Below are 22,978 nucleotides of genomic sequence, written 5' to 3' on the forward strand. Positions count from 1 at the left end.
GGTCATCAGACCAGACAGCGGCACGCGATAACTATGTACCACCATGCCGCTTCTCGAACGAACTTTAATGGCCCCGATTTTTTCACCCATCGGAGTCCTTCTTCATGCACGAATCACCTGCCGCACCGCTGGCCGACTTCGGCCTCGTCTCCTCATTGGCCCAAGACACGGATGAAAACCTGTACCTGAGCGCCTCGGCGCGCTGGAACGACTGCCGCGATCAATGGCTGGCCCTCATGGCGCAGAACCCGCAAGTTCCCTTGACCACGAACTGGTGGCAGGCACGCGCACGCGGTACCGACGTTTCACGCCAGGCACAGGCCCTTCGCTTGTATCGCCAGCATTTCGAAGCGTCGTGCCAATTGGCATTTGCCCAAGACACCTTGAATGCCGAGCAGCTCGGCGTTCTGCTGGATCTCGTCAACCCGGCAGCGCAGACAACCTCCGCCGAGATCCTGATTTACGTCGAGACCCTGTCGCTCAGGGGCAACAGCGGTCTGACTGACGAACTGGCGGGTGCCCTGGTCATTACCCGCAATACCGACCAACCGGTCACCCAGTTGCTGTATCTGCCGTCTCGGCAAGCGCCCTGGATGACCTTTGAAAATCGCAACAGCCTGGAACGCTGGTTGACCCAGCAGCAACCCGAACCCGAGGCCAGCCACGTCACGGTCGATTACACCGTATTGGACACCCCGCAGCTGACGAAAAGTGCCGAGTCCCTGTTGGCGGGATTGGCCACGGCGCCTGCCGAGCGGCAACGCAACGACCGAATTTTTGCCTCGCCCGCCGACCTGCCCCTGCCGGATACAAGCAACGACATCGCCCCGTTCGGGCAACTGAGCCCCGACGTTCCCTTCAGCCTGCGCCACAGCGCTTTAGTGCAACAGCAAACGGCACTGCAAAACTTTCTGGGGCTGGACTTTGCAGGCACCACCGACGACCCGCGCATGCAGCGGCTGCAACAGCAATTCGACGCCCTGCGCGCCGCCGAACAGGCCAGCAGCGAGGCCGCACTTGCCCTGTTAAGCGCCGACGATGCACCGCAACTGCTGGAACTGCGCCACTCGTCGGGCACACATTACAAGGCCCTGTACCAGGCGCGCCTGAGTGGCCTGCGTGCCGAAGCCGACCTGCAATTGAGCCTGAATCAGATCAGCAGCGATGAATATCAGTGGCTGACGGCCGTGCTCGACGCGCCCGAAAAACCTCGACCGGCCGATGTGGTGGTCGCCCGACTGGTGTTGACCGCGACTGACAACGAAGGCGACACCCTCCGCACGCAGACCCAGGAGCTCGACGGTGTACTGCTCTTTGCCCGGCCATCGGCATTGCTGCCGTCCGCCAGCGACAGCGTGTTGCTCTACTGGCCCGGACATTTCGGCGGCCTGCAACGGTTCGCCTCCCGCCATGCCCTGGAGCAGAAGATGTTCAGGCAGCCGGCCAACGACGACACGCAAGCGCTGCAGTTTTTGCCGCTGGCCGGCAACCCGTTCGAGTACGCCCTGCAAACCCAGCTTCACAGCTGTGAACAGCATGCGACGCGGCTGATGACAGCCAACCCCGTGCCCTCCCATGCTGGTCAACGCGCGGCGGAACTGGAAAAACTGCGTGAACAGACGCTCGCCCGCCTGACCGTCCCCACTGTCTCCGCGCGGGAGCTGGCCTTCGCACAAATCGTCGAGCAAAACCGCAGCGCCACGCTGGCAACACGCTTGCCGTCCTCCCTCAGCGCACTGTCCGCGGCCGAACGCGATCGGCTCAAGGCGTTGTTCACCGCCTACATCGCGGCAATGAAGCGCTCCCATCAACTGCTTGAACGGGAACTGCCACTGCGCGAGTCATTCAGCAAAAAGGCCATCGACGCCCGCCTGCGTAAAGACTTCGCCCTGACGCAAACCGCTGAAGTGATGCTGGACATCCCCGACACCACCACGTGGCGCAAGGTGCTGATCGAGGGCGCAGCGCCGGGAACACCGCAAAAGAATGTACTGACCGGCAGCGAGCAGCGCAGCTTGTTGTCCCTCGCCGAACTGGCGCAAGGCAATATCGATCAGTCGATGTGGTATCGGGTGTCGTTGATGCGGGTCCAGATCAGCGGCGCCGACGAGGCGCAACGGCAGAAACTGAAAACCGGCATCACCCAGGACTACCTGCGCAACATGGTCACCGAGCTGGATCTGGCCGGGAAATACGAAAGGCTGATTCGCGAGACCTTCCTTGGCGCCCCTAGCGCCTCGGCCTTCAGCAATGAATTTCGTCGTGAATGCCTGAACGAACCGTGGCGGTTGATGCTCCAGTTGCACGGCGAATTCGCCGTGCTGGCCAAGGACATCGACGTCTCGGGCCAGCGCGTGCTGCAGATCGCCATCGACGCCAACAGTCGTGAAGCCTTTGCGGTCGACGGCAAGCGCATCGTGTTGTTGCCCGCGCACCTGACCGTTGGCGGCACGGATACGCCGGGTCAGGGGCCGAGCACCCTGGCCGGGGTGACTTTTATCGTCGAGCAGATCAGCGGCCTGACCCTGCTCTATCGGCCTGACTGCCCCGATGGGGTGTTTGTGCGTCAGTTCGACAGCCTTGAACAGGCGCGGACGTTCCTCTTCAACCAATGCCTGAACAGCACGATGGTCAACTATCTGGCCGGTCGCGCCCTGACCGGGGAATTTGCCTCGCACGTCAGCCGGATCAACCAGGCCCGGGTGAAAAACTTCGATGCCCTGATCGGCGTCGGCACCGCCTGGCCGGCCAGCACATCCCTGGCAGCGCATCTGCTCAATGTGCACATGGGCCGTTTGCTGGAGGCGCATCGGTCGACATCCCGCTCCAACGATGCCTTGTATCTGGAGCACGTCGCGCTGCGCTCCGGGACCATGTTCAACTACTTGAAAATGGCGCTGGGCGTCGTGCCTTTCATCGGTACCGCCATTGCCCTGTACGACGCCTGGAACAGCACCAATCAGGCAGCGGCGGCCTTCCTGCGCGGTGATGTCGGCCATGGCCTGGCCGAGGTGGAAGCCGTGTTGCTGTCGTTGATCGACGCTGCCATGGATGTACTGCCCGTTGTTGGCGCCACTTCCAGTGCCGCGCGCGCCGCCACGCGCGGGCGACAATTGCGCGCCCTGACCAGACAACCGGGCGCCTTGCAGGTCTCGACCCCGCAGTACGTCCGACGCACCCTCGAACGCTTCAGGGGCTATGAGTACGAACACGAGATTTCCTTCGCCGGCCTGCAACCGGGCACCGAAGGGATTTATCGCAACGTTTATCGCCACGCCGACGGCGACTTCATGGTCAGCCAGGGTCGTATCTATCGCATCGAATTGACCGACAACCCACCGCAATGGCGCTTGAGTGCAACCAGCACCCGAACCTACAAACAACCCATCGCCCTGGATGAAACCGGCAACTGGAAAACCCATTACGCGGTGTACGGCACCGTGACGACAGGCGGCGGAGCCGGTGGCGGCGCGGTGCTCGGTCATATGGCTGACGGCCTCGACCCGCTCTGGCCCGCCGCCATTCGCCGCTGGCTGCCACGCTGGTGGACGGATCGGGCGTTGCGACGCCAGTTGACGCTGACCAACACCGCCGATGCCTACTCACGGCGACTCGGGACCCAGACCCGCAGTTCCAACACTGTGCTGGAACATTACTTCAGCCTTGACCGGGAGCAGCGCCAACCGCTTCGAGCCAATGCCGACATTCTTTGCGTGAACGACATCGAGCTGGCGCAGGCCCAGTACCTGAACCTTGAAGAACTGATGCTGATCAGCCACGGCCGCAGACGCATGCTGGTCGAAGATGCTCAAAGCCGCTGCGCTTGGGTCATCGTCGACCGATGGGTACGGCGGATCGCTTTGGTCAAGGAGCGCCTGGTGGAACACCTCAACCGCATCGATCAAATGATTGCCCGTTCGGAGGCCACGCCGTTCAGCAATACCACCGCACACATTCAACTGATGGCGCAACGCAAGGAAATCCGAATCGAGTTTCTCAAGGACTTCGACCGGCTTCACACTCAGGTCGCAGAAGCCAATCGATGGAACGGACGGATCACCAACCGCGTGCAAAAATCAAAGATGGCCCCGGATATGGCCACGGTTAACGAAAAATTCAGCGATGCCAACTACTACTATCTGAAAACGGCAAATGAGCTGGAGATCATCACTCACTACAACGCCGTCACCGACCAGTCCTGGGTCTACTTTCACGTACAGTTGAAACAGGCCCGCGACAAGGTCGGGCGAGCGCTGCTGACCCAACATCAATTGCCTGAAGTACAGGCCACGTTTACCCAGCGCAACAAGGTGCTCGAAGATTGCCTGGCGACCTATGCCGAATTTCGTCGCAACCTCGGGGCCTGGTCCCTGGGTTATCCGCAGCATCTGGATCTGGAGCAGGTCACGGCGTTTCTCGACAATCTGGCAGAAGTCGAAGCGGCGGCTCGTCATGCCATCAAGACTCGCCCGTCCAAAAGTGCGAAAGCGGTAAATGCGTCAAAGCAGCTGTTCGAGACGGAAGACAATCAGTTGCTCATCGGCATCGCCAGCACGGATACCGCAACCCACCAACAGCGCTTCACCGTCGAGGGTGCAAATGGGTTCAGGGAAACCTGGCTACCCCGTTCCTCCAGCGGCAAATATCACCTCAGCGAGCCCGTGGCGCCTGCGCCAACGGAACTTGTGACCGATATCATGCCGTTACTGGTGGAAGCCAGGAAACGGCTCGGCACCGTGGACACCTACAAAAGCAAGGTAGAAGGCTACGTCCGCCAGGACATGTTGCCGGTCGATCTGGAGCACATGATGATCAGTGAAGCCGCGGAACTGAACATGCGAGCCCGGGCCATCGAACGCCTGTCGCCCACGGAGACGGTCGCGCTGCAATTGCGCAATCGCGCGAATGAATTGACCCGTGCCGGCCGCACGTTGCGTATTGAGCAGACCCTGAACAGCAAAACCCCGACCGAGGGCTATCTGGACTATCTGCTTGAACAACGCGTGGTGGACATCCGCAAGGAGGGCGGCCTACGCGATCTGGGCAAACGCGCAGACGGACGACGGGATTTTCTGCAGGAGTACGAGGTGCGCGACCTGCGCAGCGAACCGGCGCAAACCCTGTGGTACGCACACTTCCACTACACCTCGACCAAGCCCCAGTTCAGCGACTTCGTCAAAGGCCATCTGAAACTGCCGGAACAACGCAACCTGGGCCTGCAATGGCAGAAGGACGTGGCCGCCAGTGGCGGTACGGTCGAGGCAATCTGGCGCGGAGACATTGGCAAACCGCTGGGCAACAAACACTTTTCCTCGCTGTAAAGTAACAACGGCGGAGCATGCCATGTGCTCCGCCGTGCTTGTGGTCGACAGCGGCATCAACATGAGACAAACTCAACCTTTTCGATTTATCGACAAGTTTTCCTCATGGAGCCTCCGGTGCTTGAAATCCGTCACCTCAAGACCCTGCACGCCTTGCGCGAAGCCGACAGCCTGGTGGATGCGGCCGATCGCCTGCACCTGACCCAGTCAGCCCTGTCCCACCAGTTCAAGGAACTGGAGGAGCGCATGGGCATGCCGCTGTTCGTGCGCAAGACCAAACCGGTGCGCTTCACCAGCGCCGGTTTGCGCCTGCTGCAACTGGCCGACGCTACCTTGCCGCTGCTGCGCGCCGCCGAGCGCGACATCAGTCGCCTGGCCGGTGGCACCGCCGGTCGTCTGCACATGGCGATCGAATGCCACAGTTGCTTCCAGTGGCTGATGCCGACCATCGACCAGTTCCGCGACGCCTGGCCGGAAGTCGAACTGGACCTGGCCTCGGGGTTTTCCTTCGCCCCGCTGCCAGCCCTGGCCCGTGGCGACCTGGACCTGGTGGTGACCTCCGATCCGGTGGACCTGGCCGGGATCACCTATGTCCCCCTGTTCACTTATGAAGCGATGCTCGCGGTGGCCAACCAGCACCGCCTGGCCAGCAAGGCTTATATCGTCCCCGAAGACCTGCTCCCGGAAACCTTGATCACCTACCCGGTGGAACGGGACCGGCTGGACATCTTCACCCGCTTCCTCGAACCCGCCGACATCGAGCCGGCCCAGGTCCGCACCTCGGAACTGACAGTGATGATGATGCAACTGGTGGCCAGCGGTCGCGGCGTTTGCGGCATGCCCCATTGGGCACTGCATGAATACAGCTCGCGAGGCTATGTGAAAGCCAAGCGGCTGGGTGAGAAAGGTTTGTTCGCCACACTGTATGCGGCGATCCGCGCCGACATGCTCGATGCGCCGTACATGCGCGACTTCTTGCTGACGGCCAAGGACACGTCGTTTTCGACGCTGGATGGAGTCAGCGCCGTTCGCTAGAACAATCAGACGATGCGGTCTTTGTGGCGAGGGGGCTTGCCCCCGTTCGGCTGCGAAGCAGTCGCGAAAACTGCAAGCGCAATGTGTCTGAAGAAATGCTGGGGAGCGCTTCGCACTCCAACGGGGGCAAGCCCCCTCGCCACAAAAGCTCGCTCCTACAGGGGATCTATGTGATGGTTAGATCTCGCGCCACATGTGGATCTTGTCGAAGTAATCCTCGCCCACCCGCACGGCCATCGGCTCCAGGCCAAACTGGATGAAGCCGCAGCGCTGGTAGAGGTTGAACGCGGCATCGTTGCCGGCGGTGATGGTCAACTGGATCAGGCGCAAACCCGCATGGTTCTGCGCCTCGGCCAATGCCGCCTGAACCAGTTGATAGCCGAGCCCACGCTGGCGGACCTTGGCGGTCACGTACATGCCAAACAGTGTCACCTTGTGCCGGGCCTTTTCCCGAGGCTCGAACGCAAGGCCGACGATGCCGGCCAACCGGCCCTCTTCGAACGCCCCGAGCACCACGTCCAGCTTGCCGGTCAGGCGCGACTCCCACCAACTCAGCGGCATCGCCGCCCGCTCACGCACGCTCGAGGTAAAGGCCTGCGGGTGCAGGTCGTAGGCTTCGAGCATCAGCGCGCGGTAGTCCAGGGCATGGCTGGCATCAAGTCGTTCGATCCACATCCTCAGGCCATCCGCTTTTGCTCAAGCATCAGCCGCAGCGCCAGCCCCGACAATACAAAGCCCATGAAGTAGCGCTGCATCGCCAGCCAGGTCGGATTGTTGACGAACCACGAGGCGATGCCTGCGGCAAACATGGCGATCAGCAGGTTGACGCAGAAACTGACGCTGATCTGGGTCAGGCCGAGGATGATGCTCTGGGTGAACACCGAACCGTGCTCCGGCGTGATGAACTGCGGAAACACCGACAGATAGAACACCGCGATTTTCGGGTTCAGGGCGCTGGTCAGAAAGCCCATGGTGATCAGCTTGCGCGACGAATCCGGGGGCAACTGCTGTGCCTCGAACGGCGAGCGCGCACCGGGTTTGACCGCCTGCCAGGCCAGCCACAACAGGTACAGCGCACCGGCCCACTTCAACACCTCATAAGCCATCGGCACCGCCAGGAACACTGCAGTCAAACCCGCAGCGGCGGCAAACAGGTGCACGAAGAATCCGGCGACCACCCCAAGCAGCGAGATCACCCCGGCCTTGCGCCCCTGGCAGATCGAACGGGAGATCAGGTAGATCATGTTCGGCCCCGGTGTCACTACCATCAGCAACGCGGCAGCAGCAAAAATCAGCAGGTCTTGAAGCGGGATCATGGGCGAGGTCCTTTGCGTGATGATCAGGCGATCGCGGTCAGCGATGCTCGATAAAACGGCAGAATCAGGTCCCGTGTCAATGGCGCCAGGCTGACATCGCCGTCGGTGGCCGGGTCGATCCAGAGCACCTCTTCGATCTCCGCCGCCGGGGTGACGTCGCAATGAATATTCAGTTGAAAGAGCTCGGCGTGTACGACAAACCCCGGTTCGTTGGCGGCCGGTGCCGAAAAGTGACCGAGGTAAACGGCCTGCGCCGGGTCGATGTCCAGACTCAGCTCTTCTTCCAGCTCCCGGGCCAGGGCGTGGACCGGCAATTCATGGGGCTCGATCTTGCCACCCGGCTGCATGAACGCCGTGGTGCCGCGCTTGCGCACCAGCAACGTGCGGCCGTCAGGGCCGATCAACAGGGCGGCGGCGATGTGGATAATCCCGGAGGCAGGCATGGAAAACGTCGACATAAACAGAAGGCCCTTGACTCAAAAACGCTAAGGATCACATGTCCGCCCTGTAGGAGCGAGCTTGCTCGCGATGGTCGGGAACGAAAACGCGTAAAACCAGATGCCCATCGGCGCCCTCAGGTTTATCGCGAGCAAGCTCGCTCCTACAGTTTCCTTTATGCGGCTTCCTGGAAATCCATCTCCGGCGGCTGCCGACGGAACCCGCCGGTCAATACCGCCAGGTACACCACGCCAATCGCCAGCCAGCTCAACCCCAGATAAACCGCCAGATGATCGAGGCTGACCATCAACCACAAATCCGCTGACAGGCCGATGAACGGAAACAGCAGGAACAGCACGAATTCGCGCGGGCCCTTTTTCTCGCCACCGATCCAGTAATGGAAGATCACCGACAGGTTCACCAGACTGAAGGCCAGGAACGCGCCGAAGTTGATGAACGAGGTCGAGGTGGTGACGTCCAGTTTCAGTGCCAGCAACGCCACCACCGCGCACAGCAGAATGCTGTTGATCGGCGTACCGAAGCGTTCGTGCAAGGTCCCGAAAAACGACTTCGGCAACACGCCGTCGCGGCCCATGGCGTACAGCAGCCGCGAACCGCTGGCCTGGGCTGACAGCCCCGAGGCGAACTGACCGACGATCAGGCCGATCAGAAAGATCGACACGAACAGGTCCCCACCGATGTTGCGGGCAATTTCATAGGCCGCCGAGTCGACGCTGTCGAACTGGAACGACGGATGAGCGATCTGCACGAAGTACGACACGCCGACGAAAATCAGCCCGCCGATCAGGGTGATCAGCATGATCGCCCGGGGAATGGTGCGGCGTGGATCACGGGTTTCTTCGGTCAGGGTGCTGACCGCGTCGAAGCCCAGGAACGAGTAACAGGCGATGGCCGCGCCGCTCATGATCAACGGCATCTGCATGTCGCCATTGAAGAACGGCTTGGTCGACCACAACGGCGTGCTTGCATCACCGCCGACGTAATGCACGCACAGCGCGACGAAGGCGATCAGCACCAGGAACTGCACCAGCATCAACAGGGCATTGATGCCGTTGGCCAGCTTCAGGCCGACGATGTTGATCGCGCTGGTGATGCCAATGAACGCCAGTACCCAGACCCACTGCGGCACCGCCGGGAATGCGGAGTTGAGGTAGGCCGCGCCGATCAGCCAGATCGCCATGGGCAGGAACAGGTAATCGAGCAGCACCGCCCAACCGGCGATGAACCCGAGTTTTGGGCTGATGGCCTTGCGCACATAGCTGTAGGCCGAGCCGGCCACCGGGAATGCCGAAGCCATCCGCCCATAGCTCATGGCAGTGAAGAACATCGCCACCAGCGCCGCGAGGTACGCGGCCGGCACCATGCCGGCGGTGGATTGAGCGAGGATGCCAAAGGTGCCGAGCACAATGATCGGCGTCATGTAGGCGATGCCAAACAGCACCACCGAGCCTAATGACAGGGTGCGTTGCAAACGAGCCATGAGCGACTACTCCGGATTTTATTGGATTTATGGCAGAGCCGAGTTCGGCGAAAATTACGGGTGTTGCGTTGTTGTTCTTGGGTGAATGGTCAAACAGGTGTGTCGTCTGTCAGGGCCTTATCGCGAGCAGGCTCGCACCCACAGGATTTGTGTCGTTTACAAAATCCGGATCCACTGGAGCCCGCCCCTGTGGGAGCGAGCTTGCTCGCGATGGCGTCAGCCCAGCCAGCACAGGGCCCAGATCAGCGCACAGGAATCAGCAGCTCCCGCAGCCCACCCGCCTGCTCAACCACCTCCCCCGGCAACCTCAGCCGCTGATCGTCCAGATAGCGGTAATCCTGGCGCGCCACCGTCAGCTGGTTCAGGTCCAGTTCGACCGCAAACTGCCCTTCCTCGCGTCCGGCTTCGAACAACAAGGTGCCCAGCGGATCGACCAATGCGCTGCCGCCGGCAAACAACAAACCGCCATCGCCCTCTTCCACCCGGTTGACCATCAGCGCAAACGCCTGGTTTTCCTGGGCGCGGGCCATGATCGCGGTGCGATGGGTCGGACCGTAGGGATCCATGTTGCCGTTGGTGACGATCAACAGTTCAGCCCCCAGTTGCGCCAGGGCGCGGGCGCTCTCGGGGAATTCGATGTCGTAGCAAATCAGCAGGCCCACGCGCACGCCGTTCCACAGGCAGGTGGTGTAGCGATCGCCCGCCTCGTAGACACCGCGATCCGAGGCCCACAAGTGAGTCTTGCGGTACTTCAGCGCGATGCCTGCAGGAGTGATCAGCAGCGTGGTGTTGTAGAAGCGGCCGTTGTCGTTTTCGGCCATGCCGATGGCCACGGAGATATTGTGCTGGCGGGCGGCGGCGATTACCGCGCTGACGGACGGGCCGTCCAGCGGCTCGGCCACCTCGGCCACGGACTCGGCCGAAGGGAAGCCCATCAAGTGGCCTTCGGGGAACAGGATCAGCTGCGTATCGGCCGCGCATGCAGCCATCGCCGCCAGAGTGCGTTCGAGGTTGTAGGCCGTGTCGTTGTCACGGCCTGCCAATTGGGCGAGTTCGACCTTCATGGGTATTCCTTGTTATGCGCCGGGCGGCAGAAAGATTGCCCGGTCGGTGTCTGTGCGCCAGTATGCGCAGCAAGCAACCGGGCGGGGAATTACGCCGCCGGGGTAACACGATAGGGGTAGATGCATGACACTCTCGTTGGACGACATCGCCTGGCACCGCTCGGTGGGGCAACTGATCGACGCCCTGGACAAGCCCAATTTCTGGACCCAGCTTGTACGCCTGCTGGACCAGTACGTGCCCTTCGACAGCTGGGTGGCGCTGCTTTTCAGTGCCGATCAGCGCCCCCAGGTGTTCGCCGAATGCCCCGGCGAAGACGGCATCCCTGACCAGTTGTTCCAGGATTACCTGCGCGGCCTGTACCTGCTCGACCCCTTCTACATCGCCTGTCGCGAGCAGTCGCGCACCGGGCTGTATCGCCTGTCGGAAGTGGCCCCGGAGCACTTTGAGCTGACTGAGTATTACCAGCGCTACTTTCGTCTGAATGTGGTGGCCGACGAAATCCAGTTCAATTGCCAGCTCGAAGGCGACCGCACGCTGTGCCTGTCCCTGGGCAGCACCCAGCGTTTCAGCGGCCAGCAGATCGCCTTGCTGTCGTTGATCCAGCCGTGGGTGCTCGGCCTGTTGCGCCAGCGTCTACCCTATGAAATCAACGAAGTCGTGGCCCTGTCCCCCGCACCGCCGCAAGCTGATTGGCGGGTACAACTGGAAGCCTCGGTGCAGCAACTCAAAGGCGCGCAGTTGACGGCCCGGGAGCTGGATGTCGGGCGTTTGATGCTCAGCGGTTGCTCCAGTAAAGAGATCGCCCGCAAGCTGGAAATTTCGGTCGAAACCGTGAAAGTCCACAAGAAACACATGTACAGCAAGCTGGGGATCAAATCCCAGTCCGAGCTGTTTTCGATTTTTCTCCAGGCACAAAATGCCTGAACGACCTGTGGAGCACTTTGCTTTTATGTGGGAGCGAGCTTGCTCGCGATTGCGGTTTCATATTCAGCATTGATGTTGACTGACCCGCCGCCATCGCGAGCAAGCTCGCTCCCACAGTGTTTTGTGTTTTGCCCAAATATTGAGTCCGAACCCAAGGAAACCGTATGAGCCTGTCACTCCTGAGCCGCTACGCCTTCTTTGCCGTCTGTGTGATCTTCACCCTCGCCAGCCTGCCTTTTCTTGACAATGACTGGCTCTGGCCGATTACCGCCGTCACCGCCGTCCTCAGTCTGATCGGCCTGTTGGATCTGCTGCAAAGCCCCCACGCGGTGCGCCGCAATTACCCGATCCTGGGCAATATCCGCTACCTGGTCGAAGGCATCCGCCCGGAAATCCGCCAGTACTTGCTCGAATCCGACAGTGACGCCCTGCCCTTCTCCCGGGCCCAGCGCTCGCTGGTCTACTCCCGGGCCAAGAATGAAACCGCCGACAAACCCTTCGGCACGCTGATTGATGTGTATCAGTCGGGTTTCGAATTCATCGGCCACTCCATGCGCCCCGCGCCCTTGAGCGACCCGAGCAGTTTCCGGGTGACGGTCGGCGGCCCGCAATGCACCCAGCCGTATTCGGCGTCGGTATTCAATATCTCGGCCATGAGTTTCGGCTCCCTCAGCGCCAACGCCATCCGTGCCTTGAACCAGGGTGCCAAGCTCGGCAATTTTGCCCATGACACCGGCGAAGGCAGTATCAGCCCCTATCACCGGGAAAACGGCGGCGACCTGACCTGGGAACTGGGCAGCGGCTACTTCGGCTGCCGCACCAGCGACGGCCGCTTCGACCCGGAACGCTTTGCGGCGCAAGCCCGGACGCCACAGGTGCGGATGATCGAAATCAAGATGAGCCAGGGCGCCAAGCCCGGCCACGGCGGCATCCTGCCCAAACACAAGGTCACCAAAGAAATCGCCGAAACCCGCGGTATCCTGATGGGCGAGGACTGCGTGTCACCGTCGCGCCACACCGCGTTTTCCACGCCGATCGAAATGATGCATTTCATCGCGCAACTGCGTGAGTTGTCCGGCGGTAAACCGGTGGGCTTCAAGTTCTGCCTTGGTCATCCGTGGGAGTTCATGGGCATCGCCAAGGCCATGCTGGAAACCGGCATCCTCCCGGACTTCATCGTGGTGGACGGCAAGGAAGGGGGTACTGGCGCCGCGCCCGTGGAGTTCACCGACCACATCGGCGTGCCGATGCGCGAGGGCCTGCTGTTCGTGCACAACACCCTCGTGGGCCTGAACCTGCGGGACAAGATCAAACTCGGCGCCAGCGGCAAGATCGTCAGCGCCTTCGACATCGCCAGCGTGCTGGCCATCGGCGCCGACTGGGCCAACTCGGCGCGCGGCTTCATGTTCGCCATCGGCTGCATCCAGTCACAGAGCTGCCACACCAACAAATGCCCGACTGGCGTCGCCACCCAGGACACCCTGCGCCAGCGCGCGCTGGTGGTACCGGACAAAGCCCAACGCGTGTTCAACTTCCACCGCAACACCCTCAAGGCCCTGGCGGAAATGCTCGCCGCCGCCGGCCTCGAACATCCATCGCAGTTGTCCGCCAAGCATCTGGTGCGACGCATGTCGGCAACCGAGATCAAGCTGTTCTCGCAGTTGCACGTGTTCCTCAAACCGGGTGAGTTGCTGACCGGCGAAGTGAACGGCGAGTTCTACTCGCGGATGTGGCAGATGGCCCGGGCCGATAGTTTCGAGCCCAGTGAAATAGCGGCGGCATGACCTCGACACCCCGATCAGAATCGCGCGTCACCAGCGCAGTGTTTTGCTCGGGGCCGGTTCCTTCATCACGATAAAACCGTAATCGCCGATCAGGTAAATCCGGTAGAACCGGCTTTCGACCAACGCCGGATAGCCCTGATAGCCGACCCGCGTCGCATTACGCCGCTCCTGTTCCGCCACCACGTTGGTGATGCCTGCTTTCGGCAGATTTTCGGCCAGCATGTAAAAGTCGGTATTGAGCAAGTAGTGCAGCACTGGCAGCTGTTTGAATGAGCCTGCCGCCGCCACCAACCAATAGTCGGAGTAACTCACCGAGAGGTAGATCCGCCTGGCCTCGCGCAGCGACTGATGGCTGGCGATGTCGTACGCAAGACCGGCCAGTGCCGTGGACGCAAAGGTTTTCTGCACCGTCAGCACCCGGCCATAAGCGAACGACAACGACAACATGGCCAGCAGGGGAATCATCAACAGCAGCGGCAACCGCTCATGGATCGACGCCAGCGCCAGATGCCCCAGGTAGAACAGCAACACCAGCAGCACGGCGAAGCCCATCAAGGTGCGGGCACCTTCGTTGAAGTCGCGGAAAAACAACGCGACACCGGACACCAGCAGCGTCACGACGGGCAAAGTCAGCAAACACATCAGGCCGATCAACAGCTTCTTCGGCCCGCTGTCCTGGCGCGCCGCTACGTTCAATCCCAACCGCACCGCCCCGGCTATCGCGAGCAACAGCAACCCGCCGGACACCCAGAGCCATCCGCCATGGAACAGCAGCACGACTTTTTCCAGGACCCGGCCAATGTTGATCTGGATCTGCAATGAGGGATGCGCCGTCCAATCGAGCAGCAATGTACGGTTGGAGCCCATGAAAGGATAAGCACTGACGCTGTAGATCAACCCGCCGAGGATGACCTGAGCGGCTTTCCAGCCCAGTAGGTCGCGCCATGGTACCGGGGTGGTTTTATCGTTGGCGGCCCTGAGCAACTCCAGGCAACACAGACCCAGGAACACATTCAGGCTGACTTGATACAGCCCCAGCGCCAAGGCAATCAGGAACGACGGCACCAGCCACTGCACGCCGCGCCAAGGGTGGCGAAAGGTGATCGCGTAGATCACCGCCACCAGGCTCAGGGTCGTGGTGGGACCGTCGTATTGATAAGACAGGTTCTGCAGAAAGAACGGGTTGTACCAGAGCGGCAACAGCACCAGGCAGCAAGCAACGGTGGGCCGACGGAAGTAATGGAACGTCAGGCTTGTCAGCGCCGACGCCATGGCCAGCGTGGCGATCAACAAGGGCAAGGGAAAGATGTTCGGCGCGGCATGGCTGAAGGTCAGCGCGTTGTAGAAAAGCTGGGCGAAGAGTCGGCCCTGTTCGGCCCAGGCCATGCCCGCCGCCAGCGAGCGCCAGTTGTCATCGATGTAGGGATAATCGGCGAGGATCAACGGCAGGACATACACCAGAGTGGCGGCCAGAAAAAACCGCCAGACCTGATGCCGGCTGAGCTCGCGAACGAAGACGTCGCTGAACCGCCCCATTCTAACGCCCGCCCCGGTCTTTACCGCCGACGATGTCCTTGATCACATAACGCGGCCGGTGCTTGGCCTCGATATAGATGCGACCGATATACTCGCCGAGGATGCCGATGCCGATCAGTTGCACGCCACCGAGAAACAGGATCGCAGTCATCAGCGACGGATAACCGGGAACGCTGTTGCCGAAGAAAATCTTGTCCAGCACCATGTACACCGCATAGAACACCGCGAACATCGAAATGCCGCCACCGACGTAAGTCCACAAGCGCAGCGGCACGGTACTGAACGAGGTCACGCCTTCCAGGGCCAGGTTCCACAGCTTCCAGATATTGAACTTGCTGCTCCCCACCACCCTTCCCGGCCGCTCGAACTCCACCACTACGGTGTTGAACCCGGCCCACGACAGCACGCCTTTCATGAATAACTGGTGCTCCGGCAAGGAACGGATCACATCGACCACCTTGCGATCCATCAGCCGGAAGTCCCCGACGTTTTCCTCGATGCGGGTGTAGGCGATGCGATTGAGCACACGGTAGAAAATCGATGCGCTGTGGCGCCTGAGGTAGCCGTCGGCGACCCGGTTGCGGCGCTTGGCGAGTACCACATCGGCACCCTTTTGCCATTGCTCGATCAACAACGGAATGACGTTGATCGGGTCCTGCAGGTCGACATCCATGGGAATCACGGCATCGCCGCTGGCATGCTCCAGGCCGGCAAACAGTGCCGGTTCCTTGCCGAAGTTACGCGAGAAATTGATCAGCATGACCTGATCATCCGCCTGGGCAAGTGCCATAGCCTGTTCGGCCGTGTTGTCGGAGCTGCCGTCGTTGATGAACACAATCTCGACTTCGGTGTCGCCTAATCTCAACTCCCTTCGCACCGCCTGATAAAACAGGTTGATGGACTGCTCTTCGTTGAACACCGGGACAATGAGCGAGATTTTCATTGATCACGCCCGCGAAACACTACGTATTTGGAATATAGAAAACCGAACACCAGGCTCAACGCCGAAAACAGGACCACCGTAAGCAAGCCGTGCAATCGCCAGAGGTCACCCAGATGGCCGATACCCAGGCTCAGTGCCCCCATGCCCAAAAGAAACAGCAGATAACCCGCGACCGTGGCACTGGCGGCGAAAGTAAATTGCGCGTTCATGTAGAAGGAAAATGACGCGGCCACGCAGAAGGCGGCCAGGTTGCTGATCGCCTGACTGAGGCCGGCTGCCACGCTCAACAGGAAAAAGATCTGCCAGTGAATCAGGGTGTTGGCGACCCCGATCACCGTGTAACTGGACAGCCCTTTCCACAACAGTCTCATGTGAGGCTCCCGTTTCAAGAACGTTGCACTTATTGATATTTGAGCCTGTTTACTGTCATAAATCGCAGGTCAAGCGGTCTTTCAGACCAGCGGTTGAGCCTTGGGGCAATGCCCGAGACATCCGGTAATATCCCGGTTTTGCAATTGCCCGCGAATCAGTCCACCCTGCGCGCCGCCGATTGGGCGCGTGGCCTTTGCGCCAGCGGCCAATCCCATTTTTACCCGCAGTTACGAGCCTGCTGTCATGACCTTAGCGCGCGATCACCGGATCGACTTTTTTCGTGGTCTGGCACTGATCTTCATCTTTTGGGATCACGTGCCCCACAACCCTTTGGGGCAAATCACCCTGCGTAACTTCGGTTTCAGCGATGCAGCCGAGGTCTTCGTGTTTCTGGCAGGTTTCGCATCCGTATTGGCGTACGGCAAAGTCCTGGCGCGCGAAGGCTTTCTGATCGCCTGCGTAAAAATCCTGCGCCGGGCGTGGGTGCTCTACGTGGTGCATATCTTCCTGCTGGCGATGCTGATGGGCATTGTGTTTTTCGCCAACAGCCACGTGGAAACACGGGATCTGGTGGAAGAAATGGGTATGCATCACTTCATCAGCAACCCGCAGCAGGCCCTGATCGATGAACTGCTGTTGCGCTTCAAGCCGAACCTGATGGACCCGTTGCCGCTGTACATCGTGCTGTTGGCGGGCTTGCCCCTGGTGCTGCCGCTGCTGGTGCGCAAGGCCTGGGTGGTGGTCTCGATGTCATTGGCGCTGTACCTGATGGTGCCGCTGGCTGGCTGGAACCTGGCGGCCATCAAGGACGGCGTGTGGTATTTCAACCCGGTCGCCTGGCAGCTGCTGTTCGTACTCGGCGGTGCCGCTGCGATTCACAGCCAGCGCCCGCGCCTGCCCCAGACCCGCCCATTGGTTCGCCAGCCGTTGTTTGTCGGTGCGGCGCTGTATGTCGTGGTCGCGGGTGTGTTGACCGTGCTGTGGCGTTGGCCGGACCTACACGATGCCGTGGTGCCGGCGAGCCTGCAAAACATCCTGTACCCCATCAGCAAGACCGACCTTTCCCCCGTGCGCCTGCTGCACTTCCTGGCACTGGCCTACGTCACGGCGAAACTGATTCCCGACAGCGGATGGACACAAAACTGGCTCGCGCAGCAAAGTTGCCGCATGGGCCGTTTCTCGCTGGAGATTTTCTGTCTGGGCGTGCTGTTGGCGCCATTGGCGGACATGGTCAATGCGCTGACCGACGATGCTTTTGCCATGCAGATCTTCACGGCGTTGGTGGGTGCCGGGTTGATGGCGTTGCTGGCGACCTGGCTTGAGTTCAACAAGCGGTTGACTGGTCCAAAGCAGGTGGTAGTCGCTTGACTGATACCTGTGGCGAGGGGGCTTGTCGGATCGCCGCACCGCCCCGTTCGGCTGCGAAGCAGTCGCAAATCCGATATTTGCGGTGTGTCTGGCACAACTTTAGGGCCTGATCTAGAGACTGCTTTGCAGTCCAACGGGGGCAAGCCCCCTCGCCACAAAAGCCCCGGTTCGCAGATAAATGACTTTCAACAAAAAGCCCCGGCCAATCGACCGGGGCTTTGGCTTTTCAAGCGTTACAACTTACGAAACCGAACGCGCCGCACCTTGCGAAACATTGGTCGGTTGCAGCTTGAACACGTAGAACAGCACCGTCAGCAGCACCAGGAACGCAGGCCCCACATACAGCGCCACGCGGGTGTCCGGGAAGTACGCCATCAGGCCGACCACCAGCACCAGGAACGCCAGCGCCAGGTACGAACTGACCGGGTACAGCCACATGCGATATTTCAGGCCGGCCGCTTCGCTGGCGCTCAGGCCTTTGCGGAATTTCAGCTGGGCCAGCAGGATCATCACCCAGGTCCAGATCGCGCCGAAGGTGGCAATTGCCGTCACCCAGACAAACACCTTTTCCGGCACCAGATAGTTCAGCAGTACGCCCAACAGCAACGCGCCAATCGACAGCAGCAATGCACGACGCGGCACGCCGTTGTTCGAGGTCTTGGCAAAGCCCGCCGGAGCCTGGCCGTTCTGCGCCAGGCTGTAGAGCATGCGCCCGGTGCTGAAGATGCCACCGTTGCAGGACGACAACGCCGCGGTGATCACCACGAAGTTGATGATGCCGGCGGCGGTCTTGATGCCCAGCCGCTCGAACGTCATCACGAACGGGCTGCCCTGGGTGCCGATTTCATTCCAAGGGTAGATCGACAGGATCACGAACAGCGCACCGACGTAGAACAGCAGGATGCGCCAGAACACCGAGCCGATCGCGTTCGGAATGGTCTTCTGCGGGTTCTTCGCTTCACCGGCGGTCAGGCCGATCATCTCCACGCCCAGGTAGGCGAACATCACCATTTGCAGCGACATCAACACACCCTGTACACCGTTGGGCATGAAGCCGCCATGGGTCCACAGGTTGGAAATACCCAGGGCCACGCCGTCGTTGCCGAAACCGAAGGCGATGATGCCGATACCGCCGAGCACCATCGCAATGATGGTGACGATCTTGATCAAGGCAAACCAGAACTCGAACTCACCGAAGGCCTTAACCGCGATCAGGTTGATCGAGCCCATGCTGATCAACGCAGCGAGCGCCCAGATCCAGCGTGGTACATCGGGGAACCAGATACCCATGTACACCGCCACGGCAGTGATTTCCGCGACGCAGGTCACCAGCCACAGGAACCAGTAGTTCCAGCCGGTCAGGAAGCCCGCCAGCGGGCCGAGGTAGTCTTGGGCGTAACGGCTGAACGAGCCGGCGACGGGATTGTGCACGGCCATCTCACCGAGAGCGCGCATGATCACCAGGATCGCCAGACCGCCAATGATGTAAGACAGCATGATGGCCGGACCGGCCATTTCAATGGCCTTGGCCGAGCCCAGGAACAGGCCGACGCCGATACAGGCACCGAGTGCCATCAGGCGAATATGCCGCTCGCCGAGTTCACGTTTGAGCGGACCGCCCTGAGCGGTCTCGCCTTGGGGCAGGTGATTGCCTACGGGCATGGGGGACAACCTCGTCTTGTTATTGGATATGACCACCGAGTGGCGAAGCGCTGACCGATAAGCCATCGCTTCCCGAACCGGTTCTGCTTCGTGGGCAGAGTCGTCTTGTAGGAAAAACCCGCAAGATCAGTGGGAAAAACGGCGCCGAGTATTGCACAACAATGGTGCATCGTCATGCCCCTGCCAAAGTCGTACTTACCCTCGAAAAGGCTCTACTTCAGCCATTACAGACCGCCCCCTTCTCCAGGTGCGATCACAACTGTGGCGAGGGGGCTTGCCCCCGTTGGACTGCGAAGCAGGCCCCTCAATCAGGCAACCACTGTTGTATCAGACACACCGCAAATACCGGATTTACGACTGCTTCGCAGCGCAACGGGGGCAAGCCCCCTCGCCACGAGCGCTTCAATCAGCCTGATTGTCGGTGCGTCCGTGCATCATTTTGCCCTTCACATTTTCTTCACCCTCGCCAACCACCGTCTAAGCTTGAGTCAAGTCCGATCAATCTGCGTGAATGGATCAGTCGACTATGGGCGCTTTGTGGCAAACCGATACGAGTAAAACCGTGGTTCCGAATGAAAGTGAGGATAAAGCGCCGTTACCTGAAAAACCCCGTCGTTCCAGACACGGATGGGGGGCGTTCTGGCTATTGCTGTTGATTATCGCGATTGTCGTGGGGCTGGCCGCCATGAGGGAGATGCGTACCTCGAAGTTCCAGGCCCAGGAAGTCAGCAAATACGCCGCGTCACTGAACTATGAGCTCAAACCCGGCCCCAGCGATGCGATTCGCTATCCGGGGGAAGGTCCATTCGATCGGCGCCTGGGCTACAGCTCATTGGGTGAGTTCCTGCCGCGCCTGATCAAGCGCAATTTCATCGTTGAGGCGCAAACCCGTTTTTCTCCGGCGTTGCTGAAGTACAGCGACAAGGGCCTGTTCGTGCCTTATGCCGAGAAAATCCAGGCCGGGCTGTCGATCACCGACTGCCGCGCAGCGCCGCTGTACCAGTACCACTATCCGCAGCAGCTTTATTCAACCTTTGCCTCGATCCCGCCGGTGGTGGTCAACAGCCTGCTGTTCATCGAAAACCGCTTCCTGCTCGACCCCAGGCAACCGCTGGCCAACCCGGCGGTGGACTGGCCGCGGTTCGGCATGGCGGCGTGGTCCCAGTTGGCGAAGATGTTGCACGTGCCCGGCCAATCCGCCGGTGGCAGTACCCTGGCCACGCAGTTGGAGAAGTACCGGCATTCCCCCGATGGCTTGACAGTCAATGGCGCGGAAAAGATTCGCCAGATGGTTTCCGCCACCGTACGCGCCTATCAGGCCGGGCCACAAACCCTCGAAATCCGGCAGAACGTGGTTCGTGACTACCTCAACAGCGTGCCGTTGTCAGCTGTACCGGGCCACGGTGAAGTGCACGGCATGGCTGAAGGGTTGCGCGTGTGGTACGGCTCCGACTTCAAACAGGCCAACGAAGCGCTGTCCAGCACCGCTACGGATCCAAAAACCATGGCGGAAAAAGGCCTGGCCCTGCGTGAAGTGCTGTCGTTGATGATTGCCCAGCGCCGCCCGTCGCACTACCTGACCAAGGGTCACGATGAACTGGCCGACCTCACCGACAGCCATATTCGCCTGCTGGCACAAAACCATGTGATCGACGCCGAGTTCGCCGCCGCCGCCCTGGCCAGCAAAGTGATCTACCGCGACTGGGCCACCCAGCCGACCATTCAACCGATTGAAACCAACAAGGGCATCAGCGTCGCGCGCAGCCGTCTGGCCGGCATGCTCAATCGCCCGCTGTATGACCTCGACCGCCTTGACCTCTCCGCCACCAGCACCCTGCAAGGCCAGTTGCAAAGCGAGGCCACCGAGTACCTGAAAAAACTGGCCGACCCTGAGTTTGCCACGCAAATCGGCCTGATCGGCGAACGCCTCCTGACCCCCACCAGCACCACCCAGGTACGCTACAGCTTCACCTTGTTCGAACTGACCCCGGACGGCTCGCGGGTGCGGGTGCAGACCGACAGCACCGACCAGCCATTCGACATCAACGAAGGCAGCAAACTGGAACTGGGCTCCACCGCGAAAATGCGCGTGCTGACCACCTACCTGCAAATCATCGCCGAGTTGCATGACAAATACGCCGGCATGGCCGTTCCGGAACTGAAGAAAGTCGACGTGCCGGATCAGGATCGCCTGAGCCGCTGGGCGGTCGACTACCTGATCGAAAACAAGGACCGCGACCTGCAAAAAATGCTCGGCGCCGCCCTGGACCGCAAATACTCCGCCGGCCCCGGCGAGGCGTTTTTCACCGGGGGCGGCCTGCACACGTTCCACAACTTCCGCAAGGAAGACAACGGCCGGATACCGCCCCTGCGCGACGCTCTGCGCGAATCGATCAACCTGCCGTTCATTCGCCTGATGCGTGATCTGGTGCGCTACACCACCTACTCCGGCCCGAACAGCAGTGCCGAACTGCTCAAGGATGACCGCAACCCGCGGCGTCAGGAGTACCTGGCCGAATTCGCCGACCGCGAGGGCACTTCGTTCCTGCTCAAGTTCTGGAAGAAGTACAAGAACAAGGACACCCAGGACCGCCTCGACACCTTCCTCGACAGCATGCGCCCGACCCCGATCCGCATGGCCGCCGTGCACCGCTACCTGCTGCCGCAGGCCAGCCAGGAAAGCTTCAACGCCTTTGTGCGCTCGCACCTCAAAGGCGCCAAGCTCACGGAAAAGCTCACCGACGAACGTCTTGTGCGGCTCTACGAGGCCTACGGTCCAGGCTCCTACGACTTGCCGGACCAGGGCTTCATCGCCAAGGTCCACCCCCTGGACCTGTGGCTGATGGGCTACCTGCTCAATCACCCCGACGCCAAGTGGAGCGACATCGTCAAAGCCAGCCAGTTCGAGCGCCAGGAGGTCTATAGCTGGCTGTTCAAAAGCCGGCACAAGGGCGCCCGCGACAGTCGCATCCGCACCATGCTGGAGATCGAAGCGTTCCTCGACATCCACCAGCGCTGGCAGAAAGTCGGCTATCCGTTCGACCACCTGGTACCGTCGCTGGCCACCGCCATCGGCAGCTCCGGCGACCGTCCCGCAGCCCTGGCCGAATTGATCGGCACCATCCTCAACGATGGCGTGCGCATGCCGACCCTGCGCATTGACAGCCTGCATTTTGCCGCGAACACCCCCTTTGAAACCCAGCTGATCAATGACCCGGACGTCGGCAAACGGGTGATGCCGTCCGAAGTAGCCACCGCCATGCGCGAGGCCCTGTCGCAAGTGGTCGACGCCGGTACCGCCAAACGCGTGGCCGGCAGTTTCAAACTGCCCGACGGCAGCCCGCTTGCGATGGGAGGCAAGACCGGTACCGGTGACAACCGCATCGAGGCCATCGGGTCCGGTGGGCGAATCTTGAGTTCCAAATCGCTCAACCGCACGGCGACCTTCGTGTTCTACATAGGCGATCACCATTTCGGCACCCTGACGGCGTTCGTGCCAGGCCGCTCGGCGGAAAGCTTTACCTTCACCTCGGCGTTGCCGGTGCAGGTGCTCAAGGGCATGGCACCGATCCTCACGCCTTACCTGCAACCGGGCACCCACACGATGTGCCAGCCAACCGAGGTGGCGGCGAGCCGCTAAGCCCGACTCAACGAAATGGAACGATGGCGGTACATATGTATTTTTCACTCTTTGATTTTTGGAGAATCGAGTC

15 protein-coding genes are annotated in these 22,978 nt (G+C 60.8%); 6 read left to right on the forward strand and 9 right to left on the reverse strand.

The annotated features are described in order from the left end of the window. Positions 1–104: 104 nt before the first annotated feature. Positions 105–5,321, forward strand: coding sequence for a dermonecrotic toxin domain-containing protein (locus AC1RS8_RS25330; protein ID WP_489339869.1), 5,217 nt, complete (start codon positions 105–107; stop codon positions 5,319–5,321). 117 nt (positions 5,322–5,438) lie between these two features. After that, positions 5,439–6,356, forward strand: coding sequence for a transcriptional regulator MetR (gene metR, locus AC1RS8_RS25335; protein ID WP_007985733.1), 918 nt, complete (start codon positions 5,439–5,441; stop codon positions 6,354–6,356). A 177-nt stretch (positions 6,357–6,533) separates the two neighbouring features. Here metR and AC1RS8_RS25340 read toward each other — a convergent pair whose 3' ends face one another. The 5 genes from AC1RS8_RS25340 to AC1RS8_RS25360 form a co-directional block, all read right to left on the reverse strand. Further along, positions 6,534–7,031: a GNAT family N-acetyltransferase gene (locus tag AC1RS8_RS25340; protein WP_090453308.1), complete on the reverse strand. Its 498-nt coding sequence runs from the start codon at positions 7,029–7,031 to the stop codon at positions 6,534–6,536. Between the two features lie 2 nt (positions 7,032–7,033). Further along, positions 7,034–7,672 carry a LysE family translocator gene (locus AC1RS8_RS25345; protein ID WP_057716232.1) on the reverse strand — a complete coding sequence of 213 codons (639 nt, stop codon included), beginning with the start codon at positions 7,670–7,672 and terminating at the stop codon, positions 7,034–7,036. A 23-nt stretch (positions 7,673–7,695) separates the two neighbouring features. Continuing rightward, a complete protein-coding gene (locus AC1RS8_RS25350) occupies positions 7,696–8,130 on the reverse strand; it encodes an NUDIX hydrolase (protein WP_489339868.1) in 435 nt (144 codons plus the stop codon). 155 nt (positions 8,131–8,285) lie between these two features. Further along, positions 8,286–9,611 (reverse strand): APC family permease, encoded by a 1,326-nt coding sequence (locus AC1RS8_RS25355; RefSeq protein ID WP_489339867.1) that lies wholly within the window; start codon positions 9,609–9,611, stop codon positions 8,286–8,288. 242 nt (positions 9,612–9,853) lie between these two features. After that, positions 9,854–10,675 carry a carbon-nitrogen hydrolase family protein gene (locus AC1RS8_RS25360; protein WP_489339866.1) on the reverse strand — a complete coding sequence of 274 codons (822 nt, stop codon included), beginning with the start codon at positions 10,673–10,675 and terminating at the stop codon, positions 9,854–9,856. A 124-nt stretch (positions 10,676–10,799) separates the two neighbouring features. Here AC1RS8_RS25360 and AC1RS8_RS25365 point away from each other — a divergent pair, with 124 nt between their 5' ends. Continuing rightward, positions 10,800–11,600 carry a helix-turn-helix transcriptional regulator gene (locus tag AC1RS8_RS25365; protein WP_489339865.1) on the forward strand — a complete coding sequence of 267 codons (801 nt, stop codon included), beginning with the start codon at positions 10,800–10,802 and terminating at the stop codon, positions 11,598–11,600. Between the two features lie 164 nt (positions 11,601–11,764). Beyond that, the gene (locus tag AC1RS8_RS25370; protein WP_057716237.1) at positions 11,765–13,384 is read left to right on the forward strand and encodes an FMN-binding glutamate synthase family protein; all 1,620 of its coding nucleotides are present in this window, start codon (positions 11,765–11,767) and stop codon (positions 13,382–13,384) included. Positions 13,385–13,411: 27 nt separating this feature from the next. Here AC1RS8_RS25370 and AC1RS8_RS25375 read toward each other — a convergent pair whose 3' ends face one another. The 3 genes from AC1RS8_RS25375 to AC1RS8_RS25385 are packed head-to-tail and all read right to left on the reverse strand — an operon-like array spanning position 13,412 to position 16,234. Continuing rightward, positions 13,412–14,920, reverse strand: coding sequence for a glucosyltransferase domain-containing protein (locus AC1RS8_RS25375; protein WP_340315416.1), 1,509 nt, complete (start codon positions 14,918–14,920; stop codon positions 13,412–13,414). A gap of 1 nt (position 14,921) precedes the next feature. Beyond that, entirely contained in the window at positions 14,922–15,863 is a 942-nt protein-coding gene (locus tag AC1RS8_RS25380) for a glycosyltransferase family 2 protein (RefSeq protein WP_489339813.1), read from the reverse strand. Further along, positions 15,860–16,234: a GtrA family protein gene (locus AC1RS8_RS25385; RefSeq protein ID WP_057716240.1), complete on the reverse strand. Its 375-nt coding sequence runs from the start codon at positions 16,232–16,234 to the stop codon at positions 15,860–15,862. The genes AC1RS8_RS25380 and AC1RS8_RS25385 overlap by 4 nt, the downstream gene beginning before the upstream one ends. A 244-nt stretch (positions 16,235–16,478) precedes the next feature. Between AC1RS8_RS25385 and AC1RS8_RS25390 the strand changes: the two genes are divergently transcribed. Beyond that, positions 16,479–17,603, forward strand: a complete 1,125-nt coding sequence (locus AC1RS8_RS25390) for an OpgC family protein (RefSeq protein ID WP_489339812.1) — start codon at positions 16,479–16,481, stop codon at positions 17,601–17,603. A 240-nt stretch (positions 17,604–17,843) separates the two neighbouring features. Here AC1RS8_RS25390 and AC1RS8_RS25395 read toward each other — a convergent pair whose 3' ends face one another. Next, positions 17,844–19,265 (reverse strand): amino acid permease, encoded by a 1,422-nt coding sequence (locus AC1RS8_RS25395; RefSeq protein ID WP_057716242.1) that lies wholly within the window; start codon positions 19,263–19,265, stop codon positions 17,844–17,846. Positions 19,266–19,791: 526 nt separating this feature from the next. Here AC1RS8_RS25395 and AC1RS8_RS25400 point away from each other — a divergent pair. Then, a complete protein-coding gene (locus AC1RS8_RS25400; RefSeq protein WP_489339811.1) occupies positions 19,792–22,905 on the forward strand; it encodes a transglycosylase domain-containing protein in 3,114 nt (1,037 codons plus the stop codon). Positions 22,906–22,978 lie beyond the last annotated feature (73 nt).

Source organism: Pseudomonas sp. GW821-FHT12A04 (assembly GCF_058807755.1).

Excerpts from the sequence above, each read along its gene's own strand:
- AC1RS8_RS25330 (WP_489339869.1), top strand. The coding sequence starts at position 105 with ATGCACGAATCACCTGCCGCACCGCTGGCCGACTTCGGCCTCGTCTCC.
- AC1RS8_RS25340 (WP_090453308.1), bottom strand. The coding sequence starts at position 7,031 with ATGTGGATCGAACGACTTGATGCCAGCCATGCCCTGGACTACCGCGCG.
- AC1RS8_RS25345 (WP_057716232.1), bottom strand. The coding sequence starts at position 7,672 with ATGATCCCGCTTCAAGACCTGCTGATTTTTGCTGCTGCCGCGTTGCTG.
- AC1RS8_RS25350 (WP_489339868.1), bottom strand. The coding sequence starts at position 8,130 with ATGTCGACGTTTTCCATGCCTGCCTCCGGGATTATCCACATCGCCGCC.
- AC1RS8_RS25355 (WP_489339867.1), bottom strand. The coding sequence starts at position 9,611 with ATGGCTCGTTTGCAACGCACCCTGTCATTAGGCTCGGTGGTGCTGTTT.
- AC1RS8_RS25360 (WP_489339866.1), bottom strand. The coding sequence starts at position 10,675 with ATGAAGGTCGAACTCGCCCAATTGGCAGGCCGTGACAACGACACGGCC.
- AC1RS8_RS25365 (WP_489339865.1), top strand. The coding sequence starts at position 10,800 with ATGACACTCTCGTTGGACGACATCGCCTGGCACCGCTCGGTGGGGCAA.
- AC1RS8_RS25370 (WP_057716237.1), top strand. The coding sequence starts at position 11,765 with ATGAGCCTGTCACTCCTGAGCCGCTACGCCTTCTTTGCCGTCTGTGTG.
- AC1RS8_RS25375 (WP_340315416.1), bottom strand. The coding sequence starts at position 14,920 with ATGGGGCGGTTCAGCGACGTCTTCGTTCGCGAGCTCAGCCGGCATCAG.
- AC1RS8_RS25380 (WP_489339813.1), bottom strand. The coding sequence starts at position 15,863 with ATGAAAATCTCGCTCATTGTCCCGGTGTTCAACGAAGAGCAGTCCATC.
- AC1RS8_RS25385 (WP_057716240.1), bottom strand. The coding sequence starts at position 16,234 with ATGAGACTGTTGTGGAAAGGGCTGTCCAGTTACACGGTGATCGGGGTC.
- AC1RS8_RS25390 (WP_489339812.1), top strand. The coding sequence starts at position 16,479 with ATGACCTTAGCGCGCGATCACCGGATCGACTTTTTTCGTGGTCTGGCA.
- AC1RS8_RS25395 (WP_057716242.1), bottom strand. The coding sequence starts at position 19,265 with ATGCCCGTAGGCAATCACCTGCCCCAAGGCGAGACCGCTCAGGGCGGT.
- AC1RS8_RS25400 (WP_489339811.1), top strand. The coding sequence starts at position 19,792 with ATGGGCGCTTTGTGGCAAACCGATACGAGTAAAACCGTGGTTCCGAAT.